Here is a 22,992-nt window from a genome sequence, read left to right as displayed (position 1 = left end):
TCATTTTTCGCGATTGAATTAATGTAAAATTGATTCGCCTTTTTGATCGCCACCATAATCATTTACGACAGTCCACTGAACTGTTTCATTCGCGTGTGCACCTTTAAATGGATAGGTTTGTTGTGAATAAGGCGCAACCATATCTACATTTTTCACTGATTTTCCATTGATTTTAATTTGATCGTAGGTAATAAAATAAGGCGTTGGGTTATCCACGCGTAAAGAAGAACCATCTGTTGAAAAATTCACTTTTTGATAAGCATCATTAATAGATATTGCTAACCCCTTTGGACGATAAAAAAATTTCAAGCGTGAACGGATGGCTAATTGTAAATAATTAGGGTTGATCGCTAATGATTCCGCTTTTGGTTTAGGGGGAATATCTAATAAATTAAAGTAAAAAATTGATTCTCGATCTTGGGGTAAGGCTTCGGTGCCAGTAAAGTTTACGCGTAAAGATTGTCCAGAATTGCCTTCTACTCGAACAATGGGCGGCGCAATGACAAAAGGCACTTTAGTTGAATTAGGGCTGCTATTAATATCGCCTTTATCTAACCACGATTGCACCAATGCGGGAGAATCACCTACATTACTTAATTGAATGGAAATATTTTTTTGTTCAGCAGGATAAATAATGCGTGTGCCAGTAATCACGACATTTGCTTGGGCAAAAAAAGGAAGTGCGGTTAAAAAGAGGAAAATTTTTTTTAGCATAGGATTACTCAATAGGAAACAGAAAAAAACCGACTAACGCAGAAAGCGTTAGTCGGAGAAAAGAAAGTTTATTTATAGATAATGTTATATTCAACTTTAGATTGAACGACACCCTCTCCAGCAGCACCACCAACGGCAATATATTGTGCGTAGTAAGTTAATTTAGCTGTAGCTGTTGTTGCTCCAGTATCATTTTTAAAGTTAGACCAAGGATTATAGTGATCGTTTTCATGTCCTTGAACATCAACATTCTCACCCACTGCAATCACTTTACTGGTATCGGCGTGAGTTAATTGAATTTGTACATTGTTAGCTTTAGTTTCTCCACTAGTAACCTGTGCAACATTTATTAAATTATGTGTGGTGGGATCCACATATTGGCTATTTGGTAGAAAATAAGCACGAACGCTATTTGTGCCTCCTGTTGCAGCTGGTTTACAACCCGTTAATTCAATGTTAAAACGTGTTAAACCTGCAACTGCACCATCTGTTGTTAATTGCGCTTTATTGACTGTTGGTAGTTTTACATCAAAAGTACCAGTGTTGCCACCATTTGTAACAGTACAAGTTTGATCAACGACACGACCATTAAATGTAATGGTGCCATCTGCTGCGCCAAATGCACTCGAGATTCCGCCTAAACTAAAAAGTAAGCCTGCTGCTAACGTTAATTTTTTCATTATTTAATCCTTAGAATGGAAGTAATTATGTAAAGATCACATTTTTTTGTTATTTTGTGATCACGATTGTTTTTAAAATGTTAAAGACCAGCACATAATACACTTAATGAGCAAAAAAAAAACGATTTCAGATTATTTTTTAATCATTCGATCCATTTTATAGCATTTTGAGGGGGGAGTTATATGGAATTGAACCTTTTATTTTATAGATCGCTGACTTTTCCCTTTCATCTCTAGCGATTTACACGCTTTTCAGGTACAATCCGCCAGTTAAATTTAATGATTTTCTGAGAAAAACTATCTTTTATGAAGAATATTCGCAACTTTTCTATTATTGCCCATATTGACCACGGTAAATCGACACTTTCTGACCGTTTGATTCAAACTTGTGGTGGTCTTTCGGATCGTGAAATGGAAGCGCAAGTGCTAGATTCAATGGATCTTGAGCGTGAGCGTGGAATTACCATCAAAGCACAAAGTGTGACTTTAAATTATAAAGCCAAAGATGGCGAAACTTATCAATTAAACTTTATCGATACGCCAGGACATGTGGACTTTTCCTATGAAGTGTCTCGCTCTCTTGCTGCTTGTGAAGGGGCATTGTTGGTAGTTGATGCTGGTCAAGGGGTAGAAGCCCAAACTCTAGCAAACTGTTATACCGCAATCGAAATGGATTTAGAAGTGGTACCGATTTTAAATAAAATCGACTTACCAGCTGCTGATCCTGAACGCGTAGCTGAAGAAATTGAAGATATTGTTGGAATTGATGCGATGGAAGCGGTTCGATGCTCAGCTAAAACGGGTGTAGGTATCGAAGATGTATTAGAAGAAATCGTTGCAAAAATTCCTGCACCAGAAGGTGATCCTAATGCGCCATTACAAGCATTGATTATTGATTCTTGGTTCGATAATTATTTGGGCGTGGTATCTTTAGTGCGTATTAAAAACGGGGTATTACGTAAAGGCGATAAAATTAAAGTGATGTCCACAGGGCAAACTTACAACGTAGATCGTTTAGGGATTTTCACGCCAAAACAAGAAGATACTACCGTTTTAGAATGTGGCGAAGTGGGTTGGGTTGTTTGTGCGATTAAAGATATTTTAGGTGCGCCAGTGGGCGATACCTTAACCCATCAACATAATTCTGCAACTGAAGTGTTGCCTGGCTTTAAAAAAGTAAAACCACAGGTTTATGCTGGGCTTTTCCCTGTAAGTTCTGATGATTATGAAGCGTTTCGCGATGCACTTGGTAAATTAAGTTTAAACGATGCGTCACTTTTCTATGAACCAGAAACTTCGACCGCGCTTGGTTTTGGTTTCCGTTGTGGTTTCCTTGGACTTCTGCATATGGAAATCATTCAAGAGCGTCTAGAGCGTGAGTATGATTTAGATCTTATCACGACTGCGCCAACGGTAATTTACGAAGTGCAATTAACGAATGGCGAGGTTGTTTATGTGGATAGTCCTGCAAAATTGCCTCCACTTAATAATATTGCTGAAATTCGCGAGCCAATCGCAGAATGTAATATGCTGGTGCCGCAAGAATATTTAGGTAACGTTATTACCCTTTGCGTTGAAAAACGTGGTGTGCAAACCAATATGGTATATCACGGTAATCAGATTGCGCTGACTTATGAAATTCCAATGGGCGAAGTGGTTTTAGATTTCTTTGATCGTTTAAAATCAACATCGCGTGGTTATGCTTCGTTAGATTACGGTTTTAAACGTTTCCAAGCGGCAGATATGGTTCGCGTGGATATTATGATTAACAGCGAACGAGTAGATGCCTTGGCTTTAATCGTTCATAAAGATAATTCACAATATCGTGGTCGTGAATTGGTTGAAAAAATGCGTGAGTTAATTCCTCGTCAGCAATTTGATATCGCTATTCAAGCAGCGATTGGAAACCATATTATTGCTCGTTCTACGGTGAAACAATTACGTAAAAACGTATTAGCAAAATGTTATGGTGGTGACGTGAGCCGTAAGAAAAAACTCTTACAGAAGCAGAAAGAAGGGAAAAAACGTATGAAGTCTTTAGGTAACGTAGAAGTGCCGCAAGAGGCGTTTTTAGCAATTTTACACGTAGGAAAAGATAAATAAGGAAAATTATGTCAAATTTATTTTTTGTGATTTTATTGGCTGTCGGCTTTGGTGTGTGGAAAGTTTTAGATTATTTTCAGTTGCCAAATACTTTTAGTATTTTGTTACTAATTTTGACCGCACTTTCTGGCGTATTATGGTGTTATCATCGTTTTGTGGTGATGCCAAAACGTCATCGTCAAGTGGCACGTGCAGAACAACGTTCTGGTAAAACCTTAAGTGAGGAAGAAAAAGCCAAAATTGAACCGATTTCTGAGGCTTCAGAATTTTTGTCTTCACTTTTTCCTGTGCTTGCAGTGGTATTTTTGGTTCGTTCTTTTTTGTTTGAACCGTTTCAAATTCCCTCTGGCTCAATGGAGTCCACTTTACGCGTTGGCGATTTTTTAGTTGTGAATAAATATGCTTATGGTGTGAAAGATCCGATTTTCCAAAACACCATTATTGCAGGCGAAAAACCACAACGTGGCGATGTGATTGTATTTAAAGCACCACAACAAGCGTTAATTCGTACTGGTCTTGGGGCTACTCGAGCAGCCTTTGCAGAAAATTTAGCGTTAAGTTCAAAAGATAATATGTCTGGTGTGGATTATATTAAACGTATTATTGGAAGGGGCGGAGATCGCGTCATTTTTGATGTGGAACAAAAAACGCTAAAAGTGGTATATGGTAAAGAGGGGAAACCTTGCGAAGTTGATTGCGAAACCAAGGTGTTTGAATATACACAAAATCCAACAAATCCTGCTTTTCCGAATGAATTAGAATTGACTGAAAAAGGCGATGTAACACATAACGTGTTAATTAGTGAATATCGTCGTTATTCAGGCCTTGAATTTTTCCCACAAGAGGGAATGCAAACTGCAGAATGGCTTGTGCCAGAGGGGCAGTATTTTGTGATGGGGGATCATCGCGATCACAGCGATGACAGTCGTTTTTGGGGCTTTGTGCCTGAAAAAAATATTGTGGGGAAAGCCACTTATATTTGGATGAGCTTAGAAAAAGAAGCGAATGAATGGCCAACAGGTTTCCGTTTTGAGCGTTTCTTTACAGCAATAAAATAAGATGAATCATTTAGATCGACTTGAGCGTAAAATCGGCTATTGTTTTAATGATATTGTGCTCTTAAAGCAGGCACTTACGCATCGAAGTGCGGCAACTCAACATAATGAACGCCTAGAATTCCTAGGCGATTCCATTCTTAATTTCACTATCGCTGAAGCACTTTATCATCAGTTTCCACGTTGTAATGAAGGAGAACTGAGCCGTATGCGTGCTACTTTGGTACGCGAATCCACTTTAGCGATTTTAGCTCGCCAATTTGAATTAGGCGATTATATGTCGCTTGGTTCTGGCGAGCTAAAGAACGGTGGTTTTCGCCGCGAATCTATTCTTGCCGATTGTGTAGAAGCGATCATAGGCGCAATGTCTTTGGATCAAGGATTGGCTGTGACGACCCAAGTGATACGAAATTGGTATCAACAATTATTGGCAGAAATTAAACCAGGCGATAATCAAAAAGATGCGAAAACGCGTTTACAAGAATATTTACAAGGCAAACATTTGCCATTGCCAACTTATGAAGTGATCAATATTCAAGGGGAAGCCCATTGCCAAATTTTCACTGTTAAATGCAAAGTGAAAAGTGCGGGGAAAATTGACCGCACTTTTGTGGCAAAAGGATCTAGCCGTCGTAAAGCTGAACAAGCGGCAGCAGAACAAATTTTAAAAGAACTGGACATCAAATGACCGAACAATTCGACAAAACCTATTGCGGCTTTATTGCTATCGTAGGTCGCCCAAATGTGGGTAAATCAACGCTCTTAAATAAAATTTTAGGACAAAAAATTTCAATTACATCGCGTAAAGCACAAACCACCCGTCACCGTATTGTTGGAATTAAAACTGAAGGTGCGTATCAAGAAATCTATGTGGATACTCCAGGACTTCATATTGAAGAGAAGCGTGCAATTAACCGCTTAATGAACCGTGCCGCAAGTAGTGCTATCGGCGATGTTGATTTAATTATTTTTGTCGTAGATGGTACACACTGGAATGCAGATGATGAGATGGTGCTAAACAAACTACGTAATGCAAAAGCACCCGTTGTGCTTGCTATTAACAAAGTAGATAACATCAAAAATAAAGATGATTTATTGCCGTTTATTACAGATCTTAGCAGTAAATTTAACTTTGCTCACATTGTGCCAATTTCTGCACAGCGTGGTAATAATGTTCATGAATTAGAGACAATTGTACGCCAATCTTTACGCGAAGGTGTGCATCATTTCCCAGAAGATTATGTCACAGACCGCTCGCAACGTTTTATGGCATCGGAAATAATCCGTGAAAAATTAATGCGTTTTACCGGTGAAGAATTACCCTATTCTGTTACGGTTGAAATCGAACAATTCAAAGTAAATGAACGTGGTACTTATGAAATAAATGGCTTAATTCTCGTTGAACGTGAAGGTCAGAAAAAAATGGTAATTGGTGCGGGCGGTCAAAAAATTAAAACCATTGGTATGGAAGCGCGTGCGGATATGGAACGTTTATTTGATAACAAAGTCCATCTTGAACTTTGGGTGAAAGTGAAGTCAGGTTGGGCAGATGATGAACGTGCACTGCGTAGTTTAGGATATATGGATGAATAAAGTGCGGTAAAATTTATACGCATAATAAAAATCCCCATTATTGTGATGGGGATTTTTTTGTTTCTAATTTTTCACTGAATACACTTTAAATTTTCCTGTTTGAGCAAGAACTTGATAATCATTGAAATGTTGTTTAAGTAGCTCGGGATAAGGCAAAAATGCATTGGCGACAATACGTAATTCTCCACCTTGATTGAGATGCCATTTTGCTTGAGTGATAAGTTCTTTTACGGTTCGATAGGCGGTATCAATGCCATCGTGGAATGGCGGATTTGAAATGATTAAATCAAATTTTCCTTCTATATTAGAAAAGACATCACTGGCGTAAACCTCTCCTTGTAATTGATTTTCAGAAAGTGTTTTACGCGCTGATTCTAACGCCATCGCATGAATATCCGTCATTGTAATTTGTGCGTTAGGCGCGCGTTTTTTTATCATAGAGCCAATTACCCCTGCGCCACAGCCAAGATCGATCACTTTTCCTTTTATTTTATTATCAATGGTTGAAAGTAACAGTTCTGTGCCTGTATCTAATTCCGCCGCACTAAATACCCCAGGTAAACTATATATAGTTAAGTTTTCAAGTGTTGAATGTTGATAGGTTTTCCAGAAATTTTTAAGTTCAAAGTGCGGTTTATTTTGGAGTGAAAAATGATATAAACCGCAACGACGAGCAGAGTCAATTTTCGCTATTTCACCATAGGGTGCTAATGTTTTTTCTACTGAACGCACACCACAACGGTTTTCTCCAATAATTAATATTTCTTGGCCAATAGATGCTTGAGCTAATAGTTGAAGCAGTTGGAAATTGACTTCTTGTTTGTTTTTAGTCCAATAATAAACGATTAAATCGGCCTGACCTTGAAATTCAACGGAAAAATTGACCGCACTTTGCGTTCTTGCATAGTCAAAATAGCAACTCCAAATTTGGATTGATGGGCATTTAGAGGCTAATGTTTGAGGAAAACTATCAGAAATACCGCCAGCAAATAATACCGATTTACCATCAAAAAATGAAAGATGGCGTTCTAAAACTTGGCTTTCTAGAGAAATCACGCTTTGAATCCTGTGGGTTATTAGTTAAAATTATGCATTATTTTAGCAAAGATTAATAAAAGAAATTAACACTATTTTTCAAGCAACGTTTTTAAAAATTCACTTATGAACAGACGCGATCTTCTTTTACAAGAAATGGGCATTTCCCAGTGGGAATTATATCGCCCCGAGGTACTGCAAGGTTCAGTAGGAATTAGTGTGGCAGAGAATATTCGCTTTATCACTGTTTCCGATGAAAATATCAGTAACTCGCCTTTGTTGGCTGATGTGCTGTTAAGCCTTAATCTTAAAAAAGAAAATTGTTTATGTTTGAATTACGATCAAATCCAGTATATGGAATGTAAACAGCCTATTCGTTATTGGTTACTATCAGAAAATAGCGACCAAATTGACCGCACTTTGCCATTTTGCAAGCAGGCTGAGCAGGTTTATCGCTCGCCAAGTTGGCAGCAATTTCAATCTAATCATCAAGCCAAACGAGCGTTGTGGCAACAAATTCAGCAGCCTTAATTATGTCTATTATTTCTCAAATTGAAGCCTGTGATTTCGAGCGATTGTATGAAATCGAACAGCAAGCACATCTGGTGCCTTGGTCGTTAGGGACGTTAAAAAATAATCAAGGTGAGCGTTATCTCAATTTAAAATTAATAGAGAATAATCAGATTATCGGTTTTGCTATTTGCCAAACCGTATTAGATGAAGCGACTTTGTTTAATATTGCGATTTTGCCTACTTATCAAGGTTGTGGATTTGGCAAATTATTGTTAGGCAAATTAATCTTTCAATTAAAGGAAAAAGGTGTCCAAACCTTATGGCTAGAAGTCAGAGAGTCTAACCCTGCTCGTTTCTTGTATGAAAAAATTGGTTTTAATGAAGTGGATATTCGGAAAAATTATTATCCGAAACCCAGTGGTGGACGAGAAAATGCAGTGGTAATGGCGTGTTATCTATAGATTTAAATAATTAGCCTAGATATTTCTAGGCTATATTTTTTATGCTTCTTCTGCAGGAAAAATAAATGGATTTAATCCACTTCGGGCGAAACCTTTTTCTTCCATTTCAATATCTAAGAAAATAGAAGCCAAATCATCGGCTACAGGTTCTACGTAAGGATCTTTTTCTTGGAACATCATTTTCAAGTAACTTTCACAGCTACCACTGGTTTCGGCACGAACAAGCGCAAGTTCTTCATTTAATGACCACATTTCAAGTTTGTCATGACTATTACAATTGGTGCATTGTGCGCGTACCAAATTCCATTCACTTTCACATAAATTACAATGTAAGTAGCGTAAACCTTGTGATGTACCAATTTGTACAATACTTGCAACAGGTAAAGAACCACAAATAGGGCAGTGATGTAAATTTTCGGCGTTCTCAACTTGGCTATTATGAGGAATTTGTTGAGCTGCTTGTAACCAATAAAGGGAAAGTGCAGCCCAAATAAAGACGGCTTTATCACTGCTGACTAAGTTAAATTCTTGTGCTAAGAGCTTATTTGCCATTTCTTCTAATTCGGCAGAGGATGCTTTTTCAAGAAATTCAATTGTTGCAGAAACTTGCTCATTGGCTTTGGGTTTTATTTCATCAAGAATTTCAGTTAAGTATTCACGCCAAATACTGTCTCGCTTAAAGGTTTTGGTATTTAGTGGCTCGATAGCATTTAACTGTTCAAGCTGTTGTGGCGGTAAAGGATTTTTTTCTAACGTGGAAAGTTGGCTTTCAACTATGTCTGCAGCAAATAATAAATAATCAGATAGAGGATAATTTTGTGCTAAGTCTCTTAAACGTTTCGCTCTGTGTTGGTAAAGATTTTTAGGATTGGCAAATAAAACCGCTGGGGCTTGATATGAATTTGCTACTTGTTTAATTTCTGATTCAGATAAGATTTTGATACACATATTCTCTCACTTTTATAATAAAAAGTTCGGTCAATTTTAACCGCACTTTTTCTTTTTCAGGATTTCAGCTTATTTGCCAAATCCTTTAAATAAGACTTTGGTTTTACCTACTTTGCCAGATTGCTCGTTGAGTAAATCTTCCTCAAGTTTTGATAAAACTTCTTCACGATACCATCTTGGGTGGTGTTTTTTCGCCCAACAAACGGTTACCCAACCTTCAACAATACCGCGAATTGATCCTTTAACCCAAAATGCCATATATATGCACTAAGATACCAGTGAATAACATAAAAGCACTTGCAGAGTGGAGTAAAATAGCAATTCGCAATACTGGGATTGAGAAGTAATGTGAAAAATATTGACGCCACATAATGATTCCAGTGACTAATAACGTTACCATTGCCAAGTTTAATGTCCAAAAGAGCATTTTTTGACCAAGGTTACCTTTGCCATTTAATGCCTTCATATTCCAGTGAATTGGAAGACCTATATGGTGTACGATACGTCCATAAATTTCGAGATCTTTAAGATGTTTTGTAACCACCGACCGCTTTAATATAGCCACGACGAGAAGTAATTTTTACCATATCGCCTTTTTGGATGCCTTTTTCTGCCGCTAATTTTTCGCCAATTTCCACAAATTGTTGTGGTTGTGCGATGATATTTAATGCAGATTGTGCAGTCCAGCTGTGGAAATGCTCGGTTAAACGATAAGTTGTTGCTACAAATGGATACTCTTTATTTGAACCAATAAATTCACGATCTTCTTTATAGATACGTAAAGTTGGATCGGTTACTACATTTGAATGAAATGGGTTTGTATCAATTGGGCTTTCAACTGGTTCATAGTGTTCTGGCATTGGGCCATTTGCAATTTTATCAACGGCAAATAAACGTCCTACGCCTTCTGCGGACATAATGAACGGCCCAGTATCAGAACCTAGTGGTTGCGTACCGTAGTCAGCAATATCAAACCAGTTCCAGTTTTTACCGTTCCATTTGATTAATTGGCGGTTTTTATCCCAAGGATTACCATTGATATCTAATGATGCACGGCTATAAAGTACGCGGCGGTTTGCTGGCCATGCAAAGCCCCAGCCAATAGTACAACCTAAACCCGATGGATCTGAATTATCGCGATTAGCAGTTTGGTTGCCTTTTTCAGTCCATTGACCAACATATAACCAGTTACCTGATGTTGTTGTACCATCATCACGTAAATGTGCAAATCCATTGAGTAATTGACCTTTCTTGTACATCAAGTTACCGTTTGGATCATAAAGATCTTCAAGCGCATAACCATTTAATTCTTTGGCTAATTCAACCGCACTTGGTGAGTGTGGTTGAGCATAATTCCAAGTCATCGCTTCAAAAGATTCAATTCCTTGTCCACCCTCTTTTTTATAAAGTTCGTGCATTTCTTCGCGTAGCATAGAAAGAATATCAACATCAGGTAAGGCTTCTCCCGGTTGATCGCAACCTTTCCAGTGCCATTGAGTCCAGCGACCAGAATTAACGATTGATCCTTCTTCTTCTGCGAAACAAGTAGTTGGTAAACGGAAAACTTCTGTTTGAATTTCTGCAGGATTTACATCATTTGACTCACCAAAATTTCTCCAAAACTCTGATGATTCAGTTTGTAATGGATCCATAACGACTAAGTATTTCAGTTTACTCATACCAGATAACGTTTTATTTTTATTTGGTAGTGAATTTAATACGTTAAAACCTTGTAAAATCCAACCGTGTAATTTGCCTTCATTCATCAATTTAACGTGAGTAATTGGATCATATAGGCGATCTGCTTTTGATAAGAAATCGAATCCCCAGCCATTTTCCTTAGTGGCATTATCTCCGTAGAAAGTTTTCATCATACTAACAAAGAATTTTGAAGTATGGCGATAATAGTTCACTTGGTTTGGAACGATATCTTTTGGTGTAATTGCGTTAATGTATTGATCGTAAGAGGTATCTTTATCGTTTGGCAAACGCATATAACCTAGTAAAGACATTGGCAATAAGCCCATATCTGTCGTACCTTGCACATTGGAGTGTCCACGTAATGCGTTAATACCGCCACCTGGCATCCCCATATTACCTAAAAGTAACTGGATCATCGCCATTGAGCGAATATTTTGTGTACCGATTGAATGCTCTGTAAAACCTAATGCATATAGATGCGTCATCGTTTTATTTGGCACAGAGGTTTTACCAATTTCTTCACAGATTTGTAAGAAGAGTTTTTATTTTACGCCTGTAATACGTTCAACCATTTCTGGGGTATAACGAGAAACGTGCTCTTTTAAGATGTTAATGACACAACGAGGATGTTGTAATGTCATATCACGTTTAGCGTGACCATTTTCATCAAATTGGTAGTTCCATTTAGATTTATCGTAGTTACGTTTTTCTTCGTTATACCTTACAAATAAACCGTCTTCAAATTTGAAACCTTCATCAATTAAGAATGATTCGTTGGTATAGTGTTTAACATATTCGTGTTGAATTTGGTTTGTTTCCAATAGGTAACGGATCACGCCCATTAAGAACGTAATATCAGAACCAGAACGAATTGGAGCATGAAGATCAGCAACGGATGCTGTACGGTTAAAACGCGGATCAATAACGATGATTTTCGCACCGTTTTTCTTCGCTTCAATTGCCCAACGGAAGCCAACAGGATGGGCTTCTGCAGGGTTACCGCCTTGAACGATGATTAAGTTGGCATTTTTAATATCAACCCAGTTATTTGTCATGGCACCGCTACCAAATGATGGAGCAAGACTTGCTACCGTTGGTCCGTGTCAAGTATTCGCTTGGTTACATACTGGCACCATACCGAGCATTCTAATCCACTTTTGTGTTAATAACGCAGCTTCATTGCTCATTGCTGATGCAGTCATAATTCCTGTCGTTGCCCAACGATTAACCGTTTTTCCATTTGAATCTTTTTCAACAAAGTTGGCATCTCGGTCATCTTTCATTAAACGAGCAATACGTTTAATGGCATCTTTCCAAGAAATTCGTTCCCATTTATCAGAACTGGGCGCACGATATTGAGGATATAAAGAACGGCTTTCACTATTGACATAATCGAGTGCTCCAGCACCTTTCGCGCAAAGCGCACCACGACTGACTGGATGATCTGGATCGCCCTCAATATGAAAGAGTTTTGAACGAGTATTTGTGCCAGTATGGCTGCTTAATGAATTGCAAGGTTTGCCTGTGCTATATAACAACATACCGCAACTTACAGCGCAATATGTACAGGTGTTACGGGATTCGAACGCGCGTAATAATTTATATTCGCGTGGCGCAGCTAATACGTTTGCTGGAGCAAAGCCCAACATTGCAGCTGACGTTCCCGCCATACCTCCTGCACAGATCTTGAAGAATTTTCTTCTTGATAAAACTTTTCCGAAATTAGACTGTACTTTTCAATTTGATTTAAATTTGCTAGATAGTTGTCTTATTGATCTTCAAAAAAATCAATTGCTTGGATGTAAAACTGGTGCTACCCATGCTTGTGCATTTTTCGATTTATATGGAAGTATGTTAGCTATTTACGAGGATGTGGGTCGCCACGTTGCATTAGATAAATTGCTTGGTTGGCACGCAAAATCGGGTAAACCTAGAGGTTTTATTTTAGCCTCCAGTCGAGCGAGTTATGAAATGGTGCAAAAAACAGTGGCTTGCGGGGTGGAAATGTTAGTCACGATTTCTGCCGCAACGGATTTAGCAGTAACAATGGCAGAAAAACATAATTTGACTTTAATTGGTTTTGCTAGGGAAGGAAAAGGAAATATTTATAGCGGACATCTACGACTTCACAATTAACCCCAACCAAGAGCGAGAGATTTGAGGTTTTGTGTTGATTAAGGAAATAGCGTGATTTGTCTCTTTGTATGTTAAAAATAGAGTAAATTAGCGGTAAACATAAATTATGTAATCTAAATTTAGGGGATTGGTGGGTTTATTATTGTATAATTCCCCTCATTTTTATACATACAAAAGTGGTCATAAGCCCACCAGTTTGTTATATGTATTCAATAAGTGCAAAAGTGCGGTTAGAAATTGAAAAGAATTTAGGAGAATAGAATGGGAAGTGTATTGGTTGATTTGCAAATTGCCACAGAAAATATAGAGGGGTTGCCAACAGAAGAGCAGATTGTGCAGTGGGCAACAGTTGCGATTCAACCAGAAGGGAATGAAGTCGAAATGACGGTGCGTATTGTGGATGAAGCCGAAAGCCATGAATTAAATTTAACTTATCGTGGAAAGGATCGCCCGACTAACGTGCTTTCATTTCCATTTGAATGCCCCGATGAGGTGGAGTTGCCATTGTTAGGGGATCTCGTTATTTGTCGTCAAGTTGTGGAGAGAGAAGCCGCAGAACAAGAGAAACCATTAATGGCACATTGGGCGCATATGGTCGTGCATGGTTGTTTACATTTACTTGGTTATGATCATATTGAAGACGATGAAGCGGAAGAAATGGAAAGTTTAGAAACCCAAATTATGCAAGGATTAGGCTTTGATGATCCTTATCTAGCAGAGAAATAATCTTTATTCGGAGTAATGATGTATAAAGCAGTATTTAGTGATTTTGATGGCACCTTATTAACCTCTCAACATACCATTTCTCCTCGAACTGTTACGGTAATTAAGCGTTTAACGGCGAATGGCATTCCTTTTGTGCCAATTTCGGCGCGTTCTCCTTTAGGTATTTTGCCTTATTGGAAACAGCTTGAAACGAATAATGTGCTTGTTGCATTTAGTGGCGCACTTATTTTGAATCAACATCTTGAACCAATTTATAGCGTACAAATTGAGCCAAAAGATATTTTAGAGATTAATACCGTTTTGGCGGATCACCCTTTGCTTGGCGTGAATTATTATACAAATAATGATTGCCATGCTCGTGACGTAGAAAATAAATGGGTGATTTATGAACGCAGTGTTACCAAAATTGAGATTCATCCTTTTGATGAAGTAGCGACAAGTTCACCACATAAAATTCAAATTATTGGGGAAGCAGAAGAAATCATTGAGATTGAAGTTCTTTTAAAGAAAAAATTTCCACATCTGAGTATTTGTCGTTCCCATGCTAATTTTTTAGAGGTAATGCACAAGAGTGCAACCAAAGGAAGTGCGGTGCGTTTTTTGGAAGATTATTTTGGCGTACAAACTAATGAAGTGATTGCATTTGGCGATAATTTTAATGATCTGGATATGCTAGAACATGCGGGGCTTGGGGTGGCAATGGGAAATGCGCCAAATGAAATTAAACAAGCTGCAAATGTAGTTACCACGACCAATAATGAAGATGGACTTGCATTGATTTTAGAAGAAAAATTTCCTGAATAATTAGAAAAGAAAGGCTCTCAATTGAGAGCCTTTTAGTTATGCTTCTTGTGAATGATACATTGCTTCAATTTGCTTGCGATAACGTTCTAAAATCACTTTTCTACGCAATTTTAATGTTGGTGTAATTTCGCCTAATTTAATGCTGAATGCTTGAGAAAGTAGCGTGAATTTTTTTACTTGCTCGAAATGAGCCAATTCTTTTTGTACTGCATTAATACGCTGCTCAAACATTTTCAGAATGTCAGAATTTTTTAGTAGTTCTAAACGGTCATGATATTTAATATTGAGCTGTTTAGCGTATTCTTCCAAACTATCAAAGCAAGGCACAATAAGCGCGGATACATATTTTTTCGCATCAGCGATGATCGCAATTTGTTCGATAAATTTATCTTTACCGATTTTGCTTTCGATATATTGTGGTGCGATATATTTGCCGTTTGAGGTTTTCATTAATTCTTTAATGCGATCGGTAATAAATAAATTGCCTTGTTCGTCAAATTCTCCCGCATCGCCAGTTTTTAAGAAACCATCTTCTGTAAAGGCTTGAGCCGTTTCTTCTGGCTTTTTGTAATAGCCTTTCATCACCATTCCACCACGCACAAGGATTTCATTATTTTCCCCAATTTTCACTTTCGCTTTTGGCATCAGTGTGCCGATTGAATTTGGGTTAAATTGGAAATCATGCCAGCAAGAAACGGTTGCAGTTGTTTCTGTCATGCCATAGCCTAATTTGATGTTGATACCAATGGCGTGGAAAAATAGCCCAATAGCAGGTTCTAATTTTGCTCCTCCGCAAGGCATCATTTTTATTCGTCCCCCCAATAATTGACGAAGTTTTGAGAGCACTAATTTATCCGCTAAAGCAAATAGTTTCTTCAATAAGAATGGAATAGCTTTGTTATTCGCACGTAAATCAAAATATTTTTGTCCTACAGAAATTGCCCAATGAAACATAATTTGGCGAAGTTTTGGGGCTTTTTGAACTTTATCCAATACGGCTGCATAAATTTTTTCGTAAAAACGTGGTACGGCGCACATTAAAGTTGGGCGAATTTCCGTTAAAGCTGACCGCACTTGATTGGTGTCTTCTAAATAGCAAAGTATTGCGCCTCTATGAAGAATATAAGCCGCCCAGGCTCGTTCAAAAATATGAGAGAATGGTAAAAAAGAAAGTGAAATATCCTGATCTGTCACATTAAGTGAAAGATCATGTGTTTCTAATTGGTGAGCGAGATTAGCGTAATCTAACATGACACCTTTAGGCTCTCCCGTTGTGCCTGAGGTATAAATAATCGTAAATAAATCCGATAATTGTTTTTGGTTTAAGCGTTGGGTTAGTTCATTTTGTTGGGCATTTGAACCTGTTTTAATAAAACTTTCCCAAGTGCAAGAAAGAGGATCTTGTTGTAATTGAATTGTAGGTTTCATTGCCACAATTTTTTGTAATTTTGGACAATGATGAGCAATTTCCAATGCTTGATCGTATTGCTCTTGATCGCCGACGAAGAGAATTTTTACATCGGCGTGATTTAGGATAAATTCTGCTTGCTGGGCTGTATTGGTTGCGTAAATAGGTACTGTGATTGCTCGAATTTGTAAGGTCGCAATGTCAGCGATTGTCCAACGTTCCATATTATGGGCAAAAATGGCGATTTTATCTTGTACGTCAATATTGTGAGCAAGCAATGCACGAGAAAGTTGATTGAGTTGCTCTTGAAAGTTTTTCCAAGAGATATCTCGCCACAAGCCGTGTTCTTTATAGCGAAGTGCGGTCATATTTGTACGAGTTTTAGCTTGTTGTTGAATACGATGAACAAAATGGAGATCGAGATTCATATTAACCCTATTTTTGATTTTCATTGAGCGAACAGTTGTGCGCTAATATAATCTTAAATAGGAATAAAAGCTAGAAGAATATTGATTGTTTTAAATTATTTTTAGTGATCCCTTGTTCATTTTTAGAGCGTAAATTAAATTCTAGATAATAAAAAACCGCTCTGAAGAGCGGTTAATTTTTTCAAAGTTTTAATTAGCCTTTGTAGTTGTAGATATGAGCTACTAAGTCTAATACTTTGTTTGAGTAACCCGTTTCGTTATCGTACCAAGATACCAATTTAACGAAAGAATCTGTTAATGCGATACCTGCTTCTGCATCAAATATAGAAGTTAAAGCACAACCGTTGAAGTCAGTAGAAACAACAGCATCTTCAGTGTAACCTAATACGCCTTTTAATTCGCCATTGAACGTTTTACCTTCCGCTGCATCTTTGATTGCTTGTTTGATTGCATCATAAGAAGCTGGTTTTTCAAGATTAACAGTTAAATCAACAACAGATACGTTTGGCGTTGGAACACGGAAAGCCATACCAGTTAATTTACCGTTTAATGCAGGTAATACTTTACCTACAGCTTTCGCTGCACCTGTTGAAGATGGAATGATGTTTTGTGATGCACCGCGGCCGCCGCGCCAGTCTTTAGCTGATGGACCATCCACAGTTTTTTGAGTTGCAGTCGTTGCGTGAACAGTGGTCATTAAACCATCTTTGATACCGAAAGTTTCATGAACAACACGTGCTAAAGGAGCTAAACAGTTTGTTGTACAAGATGCGTTAGAAACGATATCTTGACCTGCGTATGCGTTGAAGTTTACACCACGAACGAACATAGGGGTTGCATCTTTAGATGGACCAGTTAATACAACTTTTTTCGCGCCTGCAGTGATATGTTTACGAGCAGTTTCATCAGTTAAGAATAAACCAGTCGCTTCAACAGCGATATCAACACCGATTGCACCCCAGTTTAAGTTTGCTGGATCACGTTCTGCAGTTACACGGATAGTTTTACCATTAACCACTAAGTTACCATCTTTCACTTCAACAGTGCCGTCGAAACGACCGTGAGTTGAATCATATTTCAACATATAAGCCATGTATTCAACGTCGATTAAGTCGTTAATACCTACAACTTCAATGTCATCACGGTGTTGTGCTGCACGGAATACGATACGGCCGATACGACCAAAACCATTGATACCAATTTTAATTGCCATAAGATTTTCACCTTTTATTTAAGTTAAACAAATCTGTTTGCTTTGAGTAATACTGCTCACTCAGTAAGACAACGCACAGAGTATAGCACGAGCATTTTTATAAAACTATAAACCCTACTACTTTTTTGTGATCTATATCAAATCATCATTAGAATGAAAAAGTACCGTAAAAAATCACCGCACTTTTGATGATTTTTTATAGAGAAATCTGCATAATAGACTGAAATTGTCAGAGAAGGTTAAATATTCTATGTCTCAAGGTAATCTTTATATTTTATCTGCACCAAGTGGCGCAGGAAAATCTTCATTAATTTCTGCGTTATTGGCATCAGATAGCTCAACTCAAAAAATGGTTTCTGTGTCACATACGACCCGTGCCCCACGCCCAGGTGAAGTTGAAGGCGTACACTATTATTTTGTATCAAAAGAAGAGTTTGAATCACTCATTGAGCAAGATTTATTTCTAGAATATGCCAAAGTTTTTGGTGGCAATTATTATGGAACCTCTTTACCTGCGATTGAGGAAAATTTAGCAAAAGGCATTGATGTATTTTTAGATATTGATTGGCAAGGCGCCCAACAAATCCGCAAAAAAGTTCGTAGTGTTAAAAGCATTTTTATTTTACCGCCTTCATTGCCTGAATTAGAGCGTCGTTTAATTGGTCGTGGGCAAGATAGTGAAGAGGTTATTGCCGAACGAATGTCAAAAGCGATAAGTGAAATTTCGCATTATGACGAATATGATTATGTCATTGTGAATGATGATTTTGAGAAAACATTAAAAGATTTACAAAGTATTTTGCAATCGGAACGCTTAACTAAAGATTATCAACAAAAACAAAATGCAATGTTAATTCAACAGCTACTAGCAAAATAGGGCGAAATTGAGTATTATAACGCCCTTTCAATAGAGTAATTTTTGACAAATCGGAGTAAATTATGGCTCGTGTTACTGTGCAAGATGCAGTAGAAAAAATTGGTAACCGTTTTGATTTAATTTTAACGGCTGCACGTCGTGCAAGACAATTACAACTTAACCAAAGTGTGCCGTTAGTGCCAGAAGATAATGACAAACCAACAGTAATTGCATTACGTGAAATCGAAAAAGGTTTGATTAATCAAGATATTATGGATGCAGAAGAATTCCAAAAAATGGCGAAAGTGCAAGAAACAGAAGAAGCAGCTGTTGCATTAATTACAGAATAATCTTTTAAAAGTGCGGTAAAAAATCACGATATTTTAACTGCACTTTCTCTTTCAACGATAAGTAGGTCTCCTTTGGAACTGTTTGCGGATTTAGATCGAATTATTCAAGGGTATTTGCCCGCAGATAAAATTGAACTCATCAAGCGTGCGTTTGTGATTGCAAGAGATGCGCACGAAGGACAATTTCGCTCCAGCGGCGAACCTTACATTACCCATCCTGTGGCGGTAGCCTCCATTATTGCTCAACTTCACTTAGATCACGAAGCGGTAATGGCAGCGCTTTTACACGATGTTATCGAAGATACACCTTATACGGAAGAACAACTGAAAGAAGAGTTCGGTGCCAGTGTGGCTGAAATTGTGGACGGTGTATCAAAACTCGATAAGTTGAAATTTCGTACTCGCCAAGAAGCACAAGTCGAGAATTTTCGCAAAATGATTTTGGCGATGACGCGTGATATTCGCGTTGTGTTAATCAAGCTTGCTGACCGCACGCATAATATGCGCACGCTTGGTTCGTTACGACCAGATAAAGGCCGCCGTATTGCGAAAGAAACGCTTGAAATCTATTGTCCGCTTGCTCATCGTTTAGGTATTGAGCATATCAAAAATGAATTAGAAGATTTATCTTTTCAGGCAATGCATCCACACCGTTATGAGGTGTTAAAAAAACTCATTGATGTGGCGCGGAGTAATCGACAAGATTTAATCGAACGTATTTCACAAGAGATTAAAGTGCGGTTAGAAAACGCAGGCATTTTTGCCCGAGTGTGGGGACGTGAAAAACACCTTTACAAGATCTATCAAAAAATGCGCATAAAGGATCAAGAGTTTCATTCTATTATGGATATTTATGCGTTCCGTGTGATTGTAAAAAATGTTGATGATTGTTATCGCGTTTTGGGACAAATGCATAATCTTTATAAGCCACGCCCTGGCCGAGTAAAGGATTATATCGCGGTACCTAAAGCAAATGGCTATCAATCTTTGCAAACTTCAATGATTGGGCCGAAAGGTGTTCCGGTAGAAGTTCATATCCATACTGAGGATATGGAACAAGTCGCCGAAATGGGCATTACTGCGCATTGGGTTTATAAAGAAAATGGTAAAAACGACAGTACAACCGCACAAATCCGCGCACAACGCTGGCTGCAAAGTTTGGTCGAAATTCAACAAAGTGTAGGGAACTCGTTCGAGTTTATTGAGAATGTAAAATCAGAGTTTTTCCCGAAAGAAATTTATGTTTTTACGCCAAAAGGTCGAATTGTTGAATTGCCAATGGGCGCAACGGCAGTAGATTTCGCTTATGCTGTGCATTCAGATGTGGGGAATACTTGTGTTGGCGTAACCGTTGAGCATAAACCTTATCCGCTTTCGCAAGCCCTTGAGTCAGGTCAAACGGTTAATATCATCACCGATCCAAATGCGCATCCTGAAGCCGCATGGTTAAATTTCGTGGTAACTGCTCGTGCGAAAACACGGATTCGCCATTATCTCAAACAGCGTTGTGAAGAGGATGCGGTGAAATTAGGCGAAGTTGAGCTTAATGTAGCATTACAGCCGCATAATTTAGGTGATTTTTCTATTCAACAAATTAGCACTGTATTAGATGCTTTAGCCCTTTCTTCTTTAGATGAATTATTACGAGAAATTGGTTTAGGTAATCAGTCAGCCTCCATGATTGCGCATCAATTTGTGGGCGTGCCGTTAGAATCTGCTAATACTAAGAATCTCGAATTTGAATCAAAAATACTCACTATTGCACCAATGCAAGTGGGTAAAACACAATTTGCTCAATGTTGCCATCCAATCCTAGGTGATCCTATTGTGGGATGTTGTACAGAAAAAAATACAGTTGTGGTACACCATCAACATTGTGCAAGTTTGAAAAATGCTTGTCGTCAATCGTTGGCTAAATGGGATAACGTTCAAAGTGCGGTGAATTTTGAGGCTGAATTACAAATAGAAATATTGAATGAGCAGAATGCCTTGCTTAGTTTAATGACCGCAATTTCTGCGAGCGAAAGCAGTCTTCAAAATATTTGGACGGAAGAATTAGAGAACAATTTATTGCTTGTGATTTTGCAGGTTTGTGTAAAAGATATCAAACACCTTGCCAATATCGTTCATCGTATTAAAGGCATCACTGGCGTCGTTAATGTCAAACGCAATATTAATGAGCTATGAGCCTTGAACTTCTCGATGCCGTGCCTTTGACCAGCCTCTCTGGTGTGGGGGCTGCCATTTCTAATAAACTGGCTAAAATCGGCATTCATAACCTGCAAGATTTACTCTTTCATTTACCTATTCGCTATGAAGATCGTACGCGAATTACGCCAATCGCTAATCTTCGCCCTGAACAATATTTTACTATAGAGGGAATTGTACAAACCTGTGAAGTCGCTTTTGGCCGTCGCCCGATTTTATCGGTAAGTTTGTCAGACGGCACATCGAAAATTATGTTACGTTTTTTCAATTTTAATGCGGGAATGCGTAATAGTTTTCAAGTTGGCGTGCGAGTAAAGGCCTTTGGAGAGGTAAAACGTGGGCGTTACATGCCAGAAATTCATCATCCAGAATATCAAATTGTGCGAGATAATGCGCCCATAGTATTGGAAGAAACCCTAACGCCGATTTATTCCACAACGGAAGGGCTAAAACAAAATTCATTACGAAAATTAACGGATCAAGCTTTGGCATTGCTCGACAAAGTTCAGATTGCAGAAATTTTGCCTAATGAATTTAATCCACATCAATATAGCTTAAAAGAGGCATTGCGATTATTGCATCGTCCGCCGCCAGATATTTCATTAGAAATGTTAGAGCAAGGTAAGCATCCTGCACAACAACGATTAATTTTTGAAGAGCTTCTGGCACATAATTTAGCTATGCAAAAAGTGCGGTTAGGAACGCAACAATTTTCTGCCTTACCGCTACATTATCAAACAGATTTGAAACAGCGATTTTTAGCCACCTTGCTATTTCAACCCACTAATGCTCAAAAGCGAGTAGTGTCCGATATTGAACAAGATCTTATCAAAGATTATCCGATGATGCGCTTAGTGCAAGGGGATGTAGGATCGGGAAAAACATTGGTTGCCGCATTGGCTGCTTTAACTGCAATTGATAATGGCAAACAAGTCGCCTTAATGGCGCCAACAGAAATTCTTGCAGAGCAGCATGCGAATAATTTTAGACGGTGGTTTGAGCCTTTCGGTATTGAAGTTGGCTGGTTGGCAGGTAAAGTAAAAGGAAAATCAAGACAAGCAGAGCTTGAAAAAATCAAAACTGGTGCGGTGCAAATGGTGGTGGGGACGCATGCTTTATTCCAAGAAGAAGTCGAGTTTTCCGACTTAGCATTAGTGATTATTGATGAACAACATCGTTTTGGGGTGCATCAACGATTAATGTTGCGTGAAAAAGGCGAAAAAGCAGGATTTTATCCCCATCAGTTAATTATGACGGCAACACCGATTCCAAGAACGTTGGCAATGACCGTCTATGCAGATTTGGATACATCAATTATTGATGAATTGCCTCCAGGCCGTACGCCGATAACAACCGTAGTGGTTTCTGAAGAACGTCGCACTGAAATTGTGATGCGTGTAAAAAACGCTTGTGTTAATGAAAAACGTCAAGCCTATTGGGTGTGTACGTTAATTGATGAATCAGAGGTGTTAGAAGCTCAAGCAGCTGAAGCGATTTGGGAAGATTTAACGAAAGCGTTACCGATGTTAAATATTGGTTTAGTGCACGGGCGCATGAAACCCCAAGAAAAACAAGATGTCATGATGCGTTTTAAAAATGCAGAATTGGATTTATTGGTGGCGACGACAGTTATCGAAGTGGGGGTTGATGTTCCGAATGCAAGTTTGATGATTATCGAAAATGCAGAGCGTTTAGGTTTATCGCAGCTTCATCAGTTACGAGGGCGCGTTGGTCGAGGCAGCACGGCTTCTTTTTGTGTACTAATGTATAAACCTCCGCTCGGCAAAGTTTCGCAAAAACGTTTGCAAGTGCTACGAGATAGCCAAGATGGGTTTGTTATTTCGGAAAAAGATTTAGAAATTCGTGGGCCAGGTGAAGTACTTGGAACGAAACAAACGGGAATTGCTGAATTGCGAGTAGCAAATTTAATGCGAGATAGAAAAATGATACCAACGGTGCAACATTATGCGAAATCACTTATCCAAAAATACCCTGATGTGGCAGAAAGCCTAATCCGTCGCTGGCTCAATAATAAAGAAATCTACTCGAACGCTTAAAAG

18 protein-coding genes and 3 pseudogenes are annotated in these 22,992 nt (G+C 38.4%); 13 read left to right on the top strand and 8 right to left on the bottom strand.

What is annotated here, in order from left to right; genetic code table 11:
* Positions 1-18: 18 nt before the first annotated feature.
* Both DQN49_RS09545 and DQN49_RS09540 read right to left on the bottom strand, forming a co-directional pair.
* The gene (locus DQN49_RS09545; RefSeq protein WP_006995733.1) at positions 19-714 is read right to left on the bottom strand and encodes a fimbrial biogenesis chaperone; all 696 of its coding nucleotides are present in this window, start codon (positions 712-714) and stop codon (positions 19-21) included.
* Between the two features lie 68 nt (positions 715-782).
* Positions 783-1,394 (bottom strand): fimbrial protein, encoded by a 612-nt coding sequence (locus tag DQN49_RS09540; RefSeq protein ID WP_006995734.1) that lies wholly within the window; start codon positions 1,392-1,394, stop codon positions 783-785.
* Positions 1,395-1,700: 306 nt separating this feature from the next.
* Here DQN49_RS09540 and lepA point away from each other — a divergent pair, with 306 nt between their 5' ends.
* The 4 genes from lepA to era are packed head-to-tail and all read left to right on the top strand — an operon-like array spanning position 1,701 to position 6,145.
* Positions 1,701-3,497, top strand: a complete 1,797-nt coding sequence (lepA, locus tag DQN49_RS09535; RefSeq protein ID WP_005652644.1) for a translation elongation factor 4 — start codon at positions 1,701-1,703, stop codon at positions 3,495-3,497.
* Positions 3,498-3,505: 8 nt separating this feature from the next.
* Positions 3,506-4,555 (top strand): signal peptidase I, encoded by a 1,050-nt coding sequence (gene lepB, locus DQN49_RS09530; RefSeq protein ID WP_006995735.1) that lies wholly within the window; start codon positions 3,506-3,508, stop codon positions 4,553-4,555.
* Between the two features lies 1 nt (position 4,556).
* Positions 4,557-5,240: a ribonuclease III gene (gene rnc / locus DQN49_RS09525; protein ID WP_006995736.1), complete on the top strand. Its 684-nt coding sequence runs from the start codon at positions 4,557-4,559 to the stop codon at positions 5,238-5,240.
* Positions 5,237-6,145, top strand: coding sequence for a GTPase Era (era, locus tag DQN49_RS09520; RefSeq protein ID WP_006995737.1), 909 nt, complete (start codon positions 5,237-5,239; stop codon positions 6,143-6,145). The genes rnc and era overlap by 4 nt, the downstream gene beginning before the upstream one ends.
* Positions 6,146-6,208: 63 nt before the next feature.
* On the opposite strand, the gene rsmC is transcribed toward era, so the two are convergent.
* Positions 6,209-7,201, bottom strand: coding sequence for a 16S rRNA (guanine(1207)-N(2))-methyltransferase RsmC (gene rsmC / locus DQN49_RS09515; protein ID WP_006995738.1), 993 nt, complete (start codon positions 7,199-7,201; stop codon positions 6,209-6,211).
* Between the two features lie 105 nt (positions 7,202-7,306).
* Here rsmC and holD point away from each other — a divergent pair, with 105 nt between their 5' ends.
* Together holD and rimI are read left to right on the top strand one after the other, a co-directional pair.
* The gene (gene holD / locus DQN49_RS09510) at positions 7,307-7,711 is read left to right on the top strand and encodes a DNA polymerase III subunit psi (RefSeq protein ID WP_006995739.1); all 405 of its coding nucleotides are present in this window, start codon (positions 7,307-7,309) and stop codon (positions 7,709-7,711) included.
* Positions 7,712-7,713: 2 nt separating this feature from the next.
* Entirely contained in the window at positions 7,714-8,154 is a 441-nt protein-coding gene (rimI, locus tag DQN49_RS09505; RefSeq protein ID WP_013525390.1) for a ribosomal protein S18-alanine N-acetyltransferase, read from the top strand.
* A 39-nt stretch (positions 8,155-8,193) separates the two neighbouring features.
* Here the strand turns inward: rimI and fdhE are convergent, their stop codons facing one another.
* From fdhE to fdnG, 3 genes and pseudogenes are all read right to left on the bottom strand, one after another.
* Entirely contained in the window at positions 8,194-9,102 is a 909-nt protein-coding gene (gene fdhE / locus DQN49_RS09500) for a formate dehydrogenase accessory protein FdhE (protein WP_006995741.1), read from the bottom strand.
* A 69-nt stretch (positions 9,103-9,171) separates the two neighbouring features.
* A pseudogene (locus DQN49_RS09495) lies at positions 9,172-9,556 on the bottom strand (formate dehydrogenase subunit gamma); the annotation flags it as partial.
* A pseudogene (fdnG, locus tag DQN49_RS10540) lies at positions 9,536-12,473 on the bottom strand (formate dehydrogenase-N subunit alpha); the annotation flags it as partial. The pseudogenes fdnG and DQN49_RS09495, both read right to left, overlap by 21 nt.
* A gap of 37 nt (positions 12,474-12,510) precedes the next feature.
* Between fdnG and fdhD the strand changes: the two are divergent.
* From fdhD to DQN49_RS09465, 3 genes and pseudogenes are all read left to right on the top strand, one after another.
* Positions 12,511-12,939 (top strand): annotated as a pseudogene (gene fdhD, locus DQN49_RS09475) (formate dehydrogenase accessory sulfurtransferase FdhD); the annotation flags it as partial.
* Between the two features lie 261 nt (positions 12,940-13,200).
* Complete coding sequence (ybeY, locus tag DQN49_RS09470) at positions 13,201-13,665, top strand: rRNA maturation RNase YbeY (protein ID WP_006995748.1); 465 nt, start codon at positions 13,201-13,203, stop codon at positions 13,663-13,665.
* A gap of 18 nt (positions 13,666-13,683) precedes the next feature.
* Positions 13,684-14,469: a Cof-type HAD-IIB family hydrolase gene (locus DQN49_RS09465; RefSeq protein WP_006995749.1), complete on the top strand. Its 786-nt coding sequence runs from the start codon at positions 13,684-13,686 to the stop codon at positions 14,467-14,469.
* A gap of 36 nt (positions 14,470-14,505) precedes the next feature.
* Here the strand turns inward: DQN49_RS09465 and DQN49_RS09460 are convergent, their stop codons facing one another.
* Both DQN49_RS09460 and gap read right to left on the bottom strand, forming a co-directional pair.
* Entirely contained in the window at positions 14,506-16,305 is a 1,800-nt protein-coding gene (locus DQN49_RS09460) for an AMP-dependent synthetase/ligase (RefSeq protein ID WP_013527208.1), read from the bottom strand.
* Between the two features lie 193 nt (positions 16,306-16,498).
* Positions 16,499-17,518: a type I glyceraldehyde-3-phosphate dehydrogenase gene (gene gap / locus DQN49_RS09455; protein WP_006995751.1), complete on the bottom strand. Its 1,020-nt coding sequence runs from the start codon at positions 17,516-17,518 to the stop codon at positions 16,499-16,501.
* Between the two features lie 250 nt (positions 17,519-17,768).
* Between gap and gmk the strand changes: the two genes are divergently transcribed.
* The 4 genes from gmk (at position 17,769) to recG (ending at position 22,989) form a co-directional block, all read left to right on the top strand.
* Positions 17,769-18,395, top strand: a complete 627-nt coding sequence (gmk, locus tag DQN49_RS09450) for a guanylate kinase (RefSeq protein ID WP_006995752.1) — start codon at positions 17,769-17,771, stop codon at positions 18,393-18,395.
* Between the two features lie 62 nt (positions 18,396-18,457).
* On the top strand, positions 18,458-18,724 hold the full coding sequence (rpoZ, locus tag DQN49_RS09445) for a DNA-directed RNA polymerase subunit omega (protein WP_006995753.1): 267 nt from the start codon (positions 18,458-18,460) through the stop codon (positions 18,722-18,724).
* 72 nt (positions 18,725-18,796) lie between these two features.
* Positions 18,797-20,911 (top strand): bifunctional GTP diphosphokinase/guanosine-3',5'-bis pyrophosphate 3'-pyrophosphohydrolase, encoded by a 2,115-nt coding sequence (gene spoT / locus DQN49_RS09440; protein WP_006995754.1) that lies wholly within the window; start codon positions 18,797-18,799, stop codon positions 20,909-20,911.
* A complete protein-coding gene (recG, locus tag DQN49_RS09435) occupies positions 20,908-22,989 on the top strand; it encodes an ATP-dependent DNA helicase RecG (protein WP_006995755.1) in 2,082 nt (693 codons plus the stop codon). Before spoT ends, recG begins: the two co-directional genes overlap by 4 nt.
* The last annotated feature ends 3 nt before the right edge of the window (positions 22,990-22,992 follow it).

The organism is Haemophilus aegyptius, from assembly GCF_900475885.1.
Classification (GTDB): Bacteria; Pseudomonadota; Gammaproteobacteria; order Enterobacterales; family Pasteurellaceae; genus Haemophilus; species Haemophilus influenzae.
This window is presented reverse-complemented; position numbering and strand designations above follow the sequence as displayed.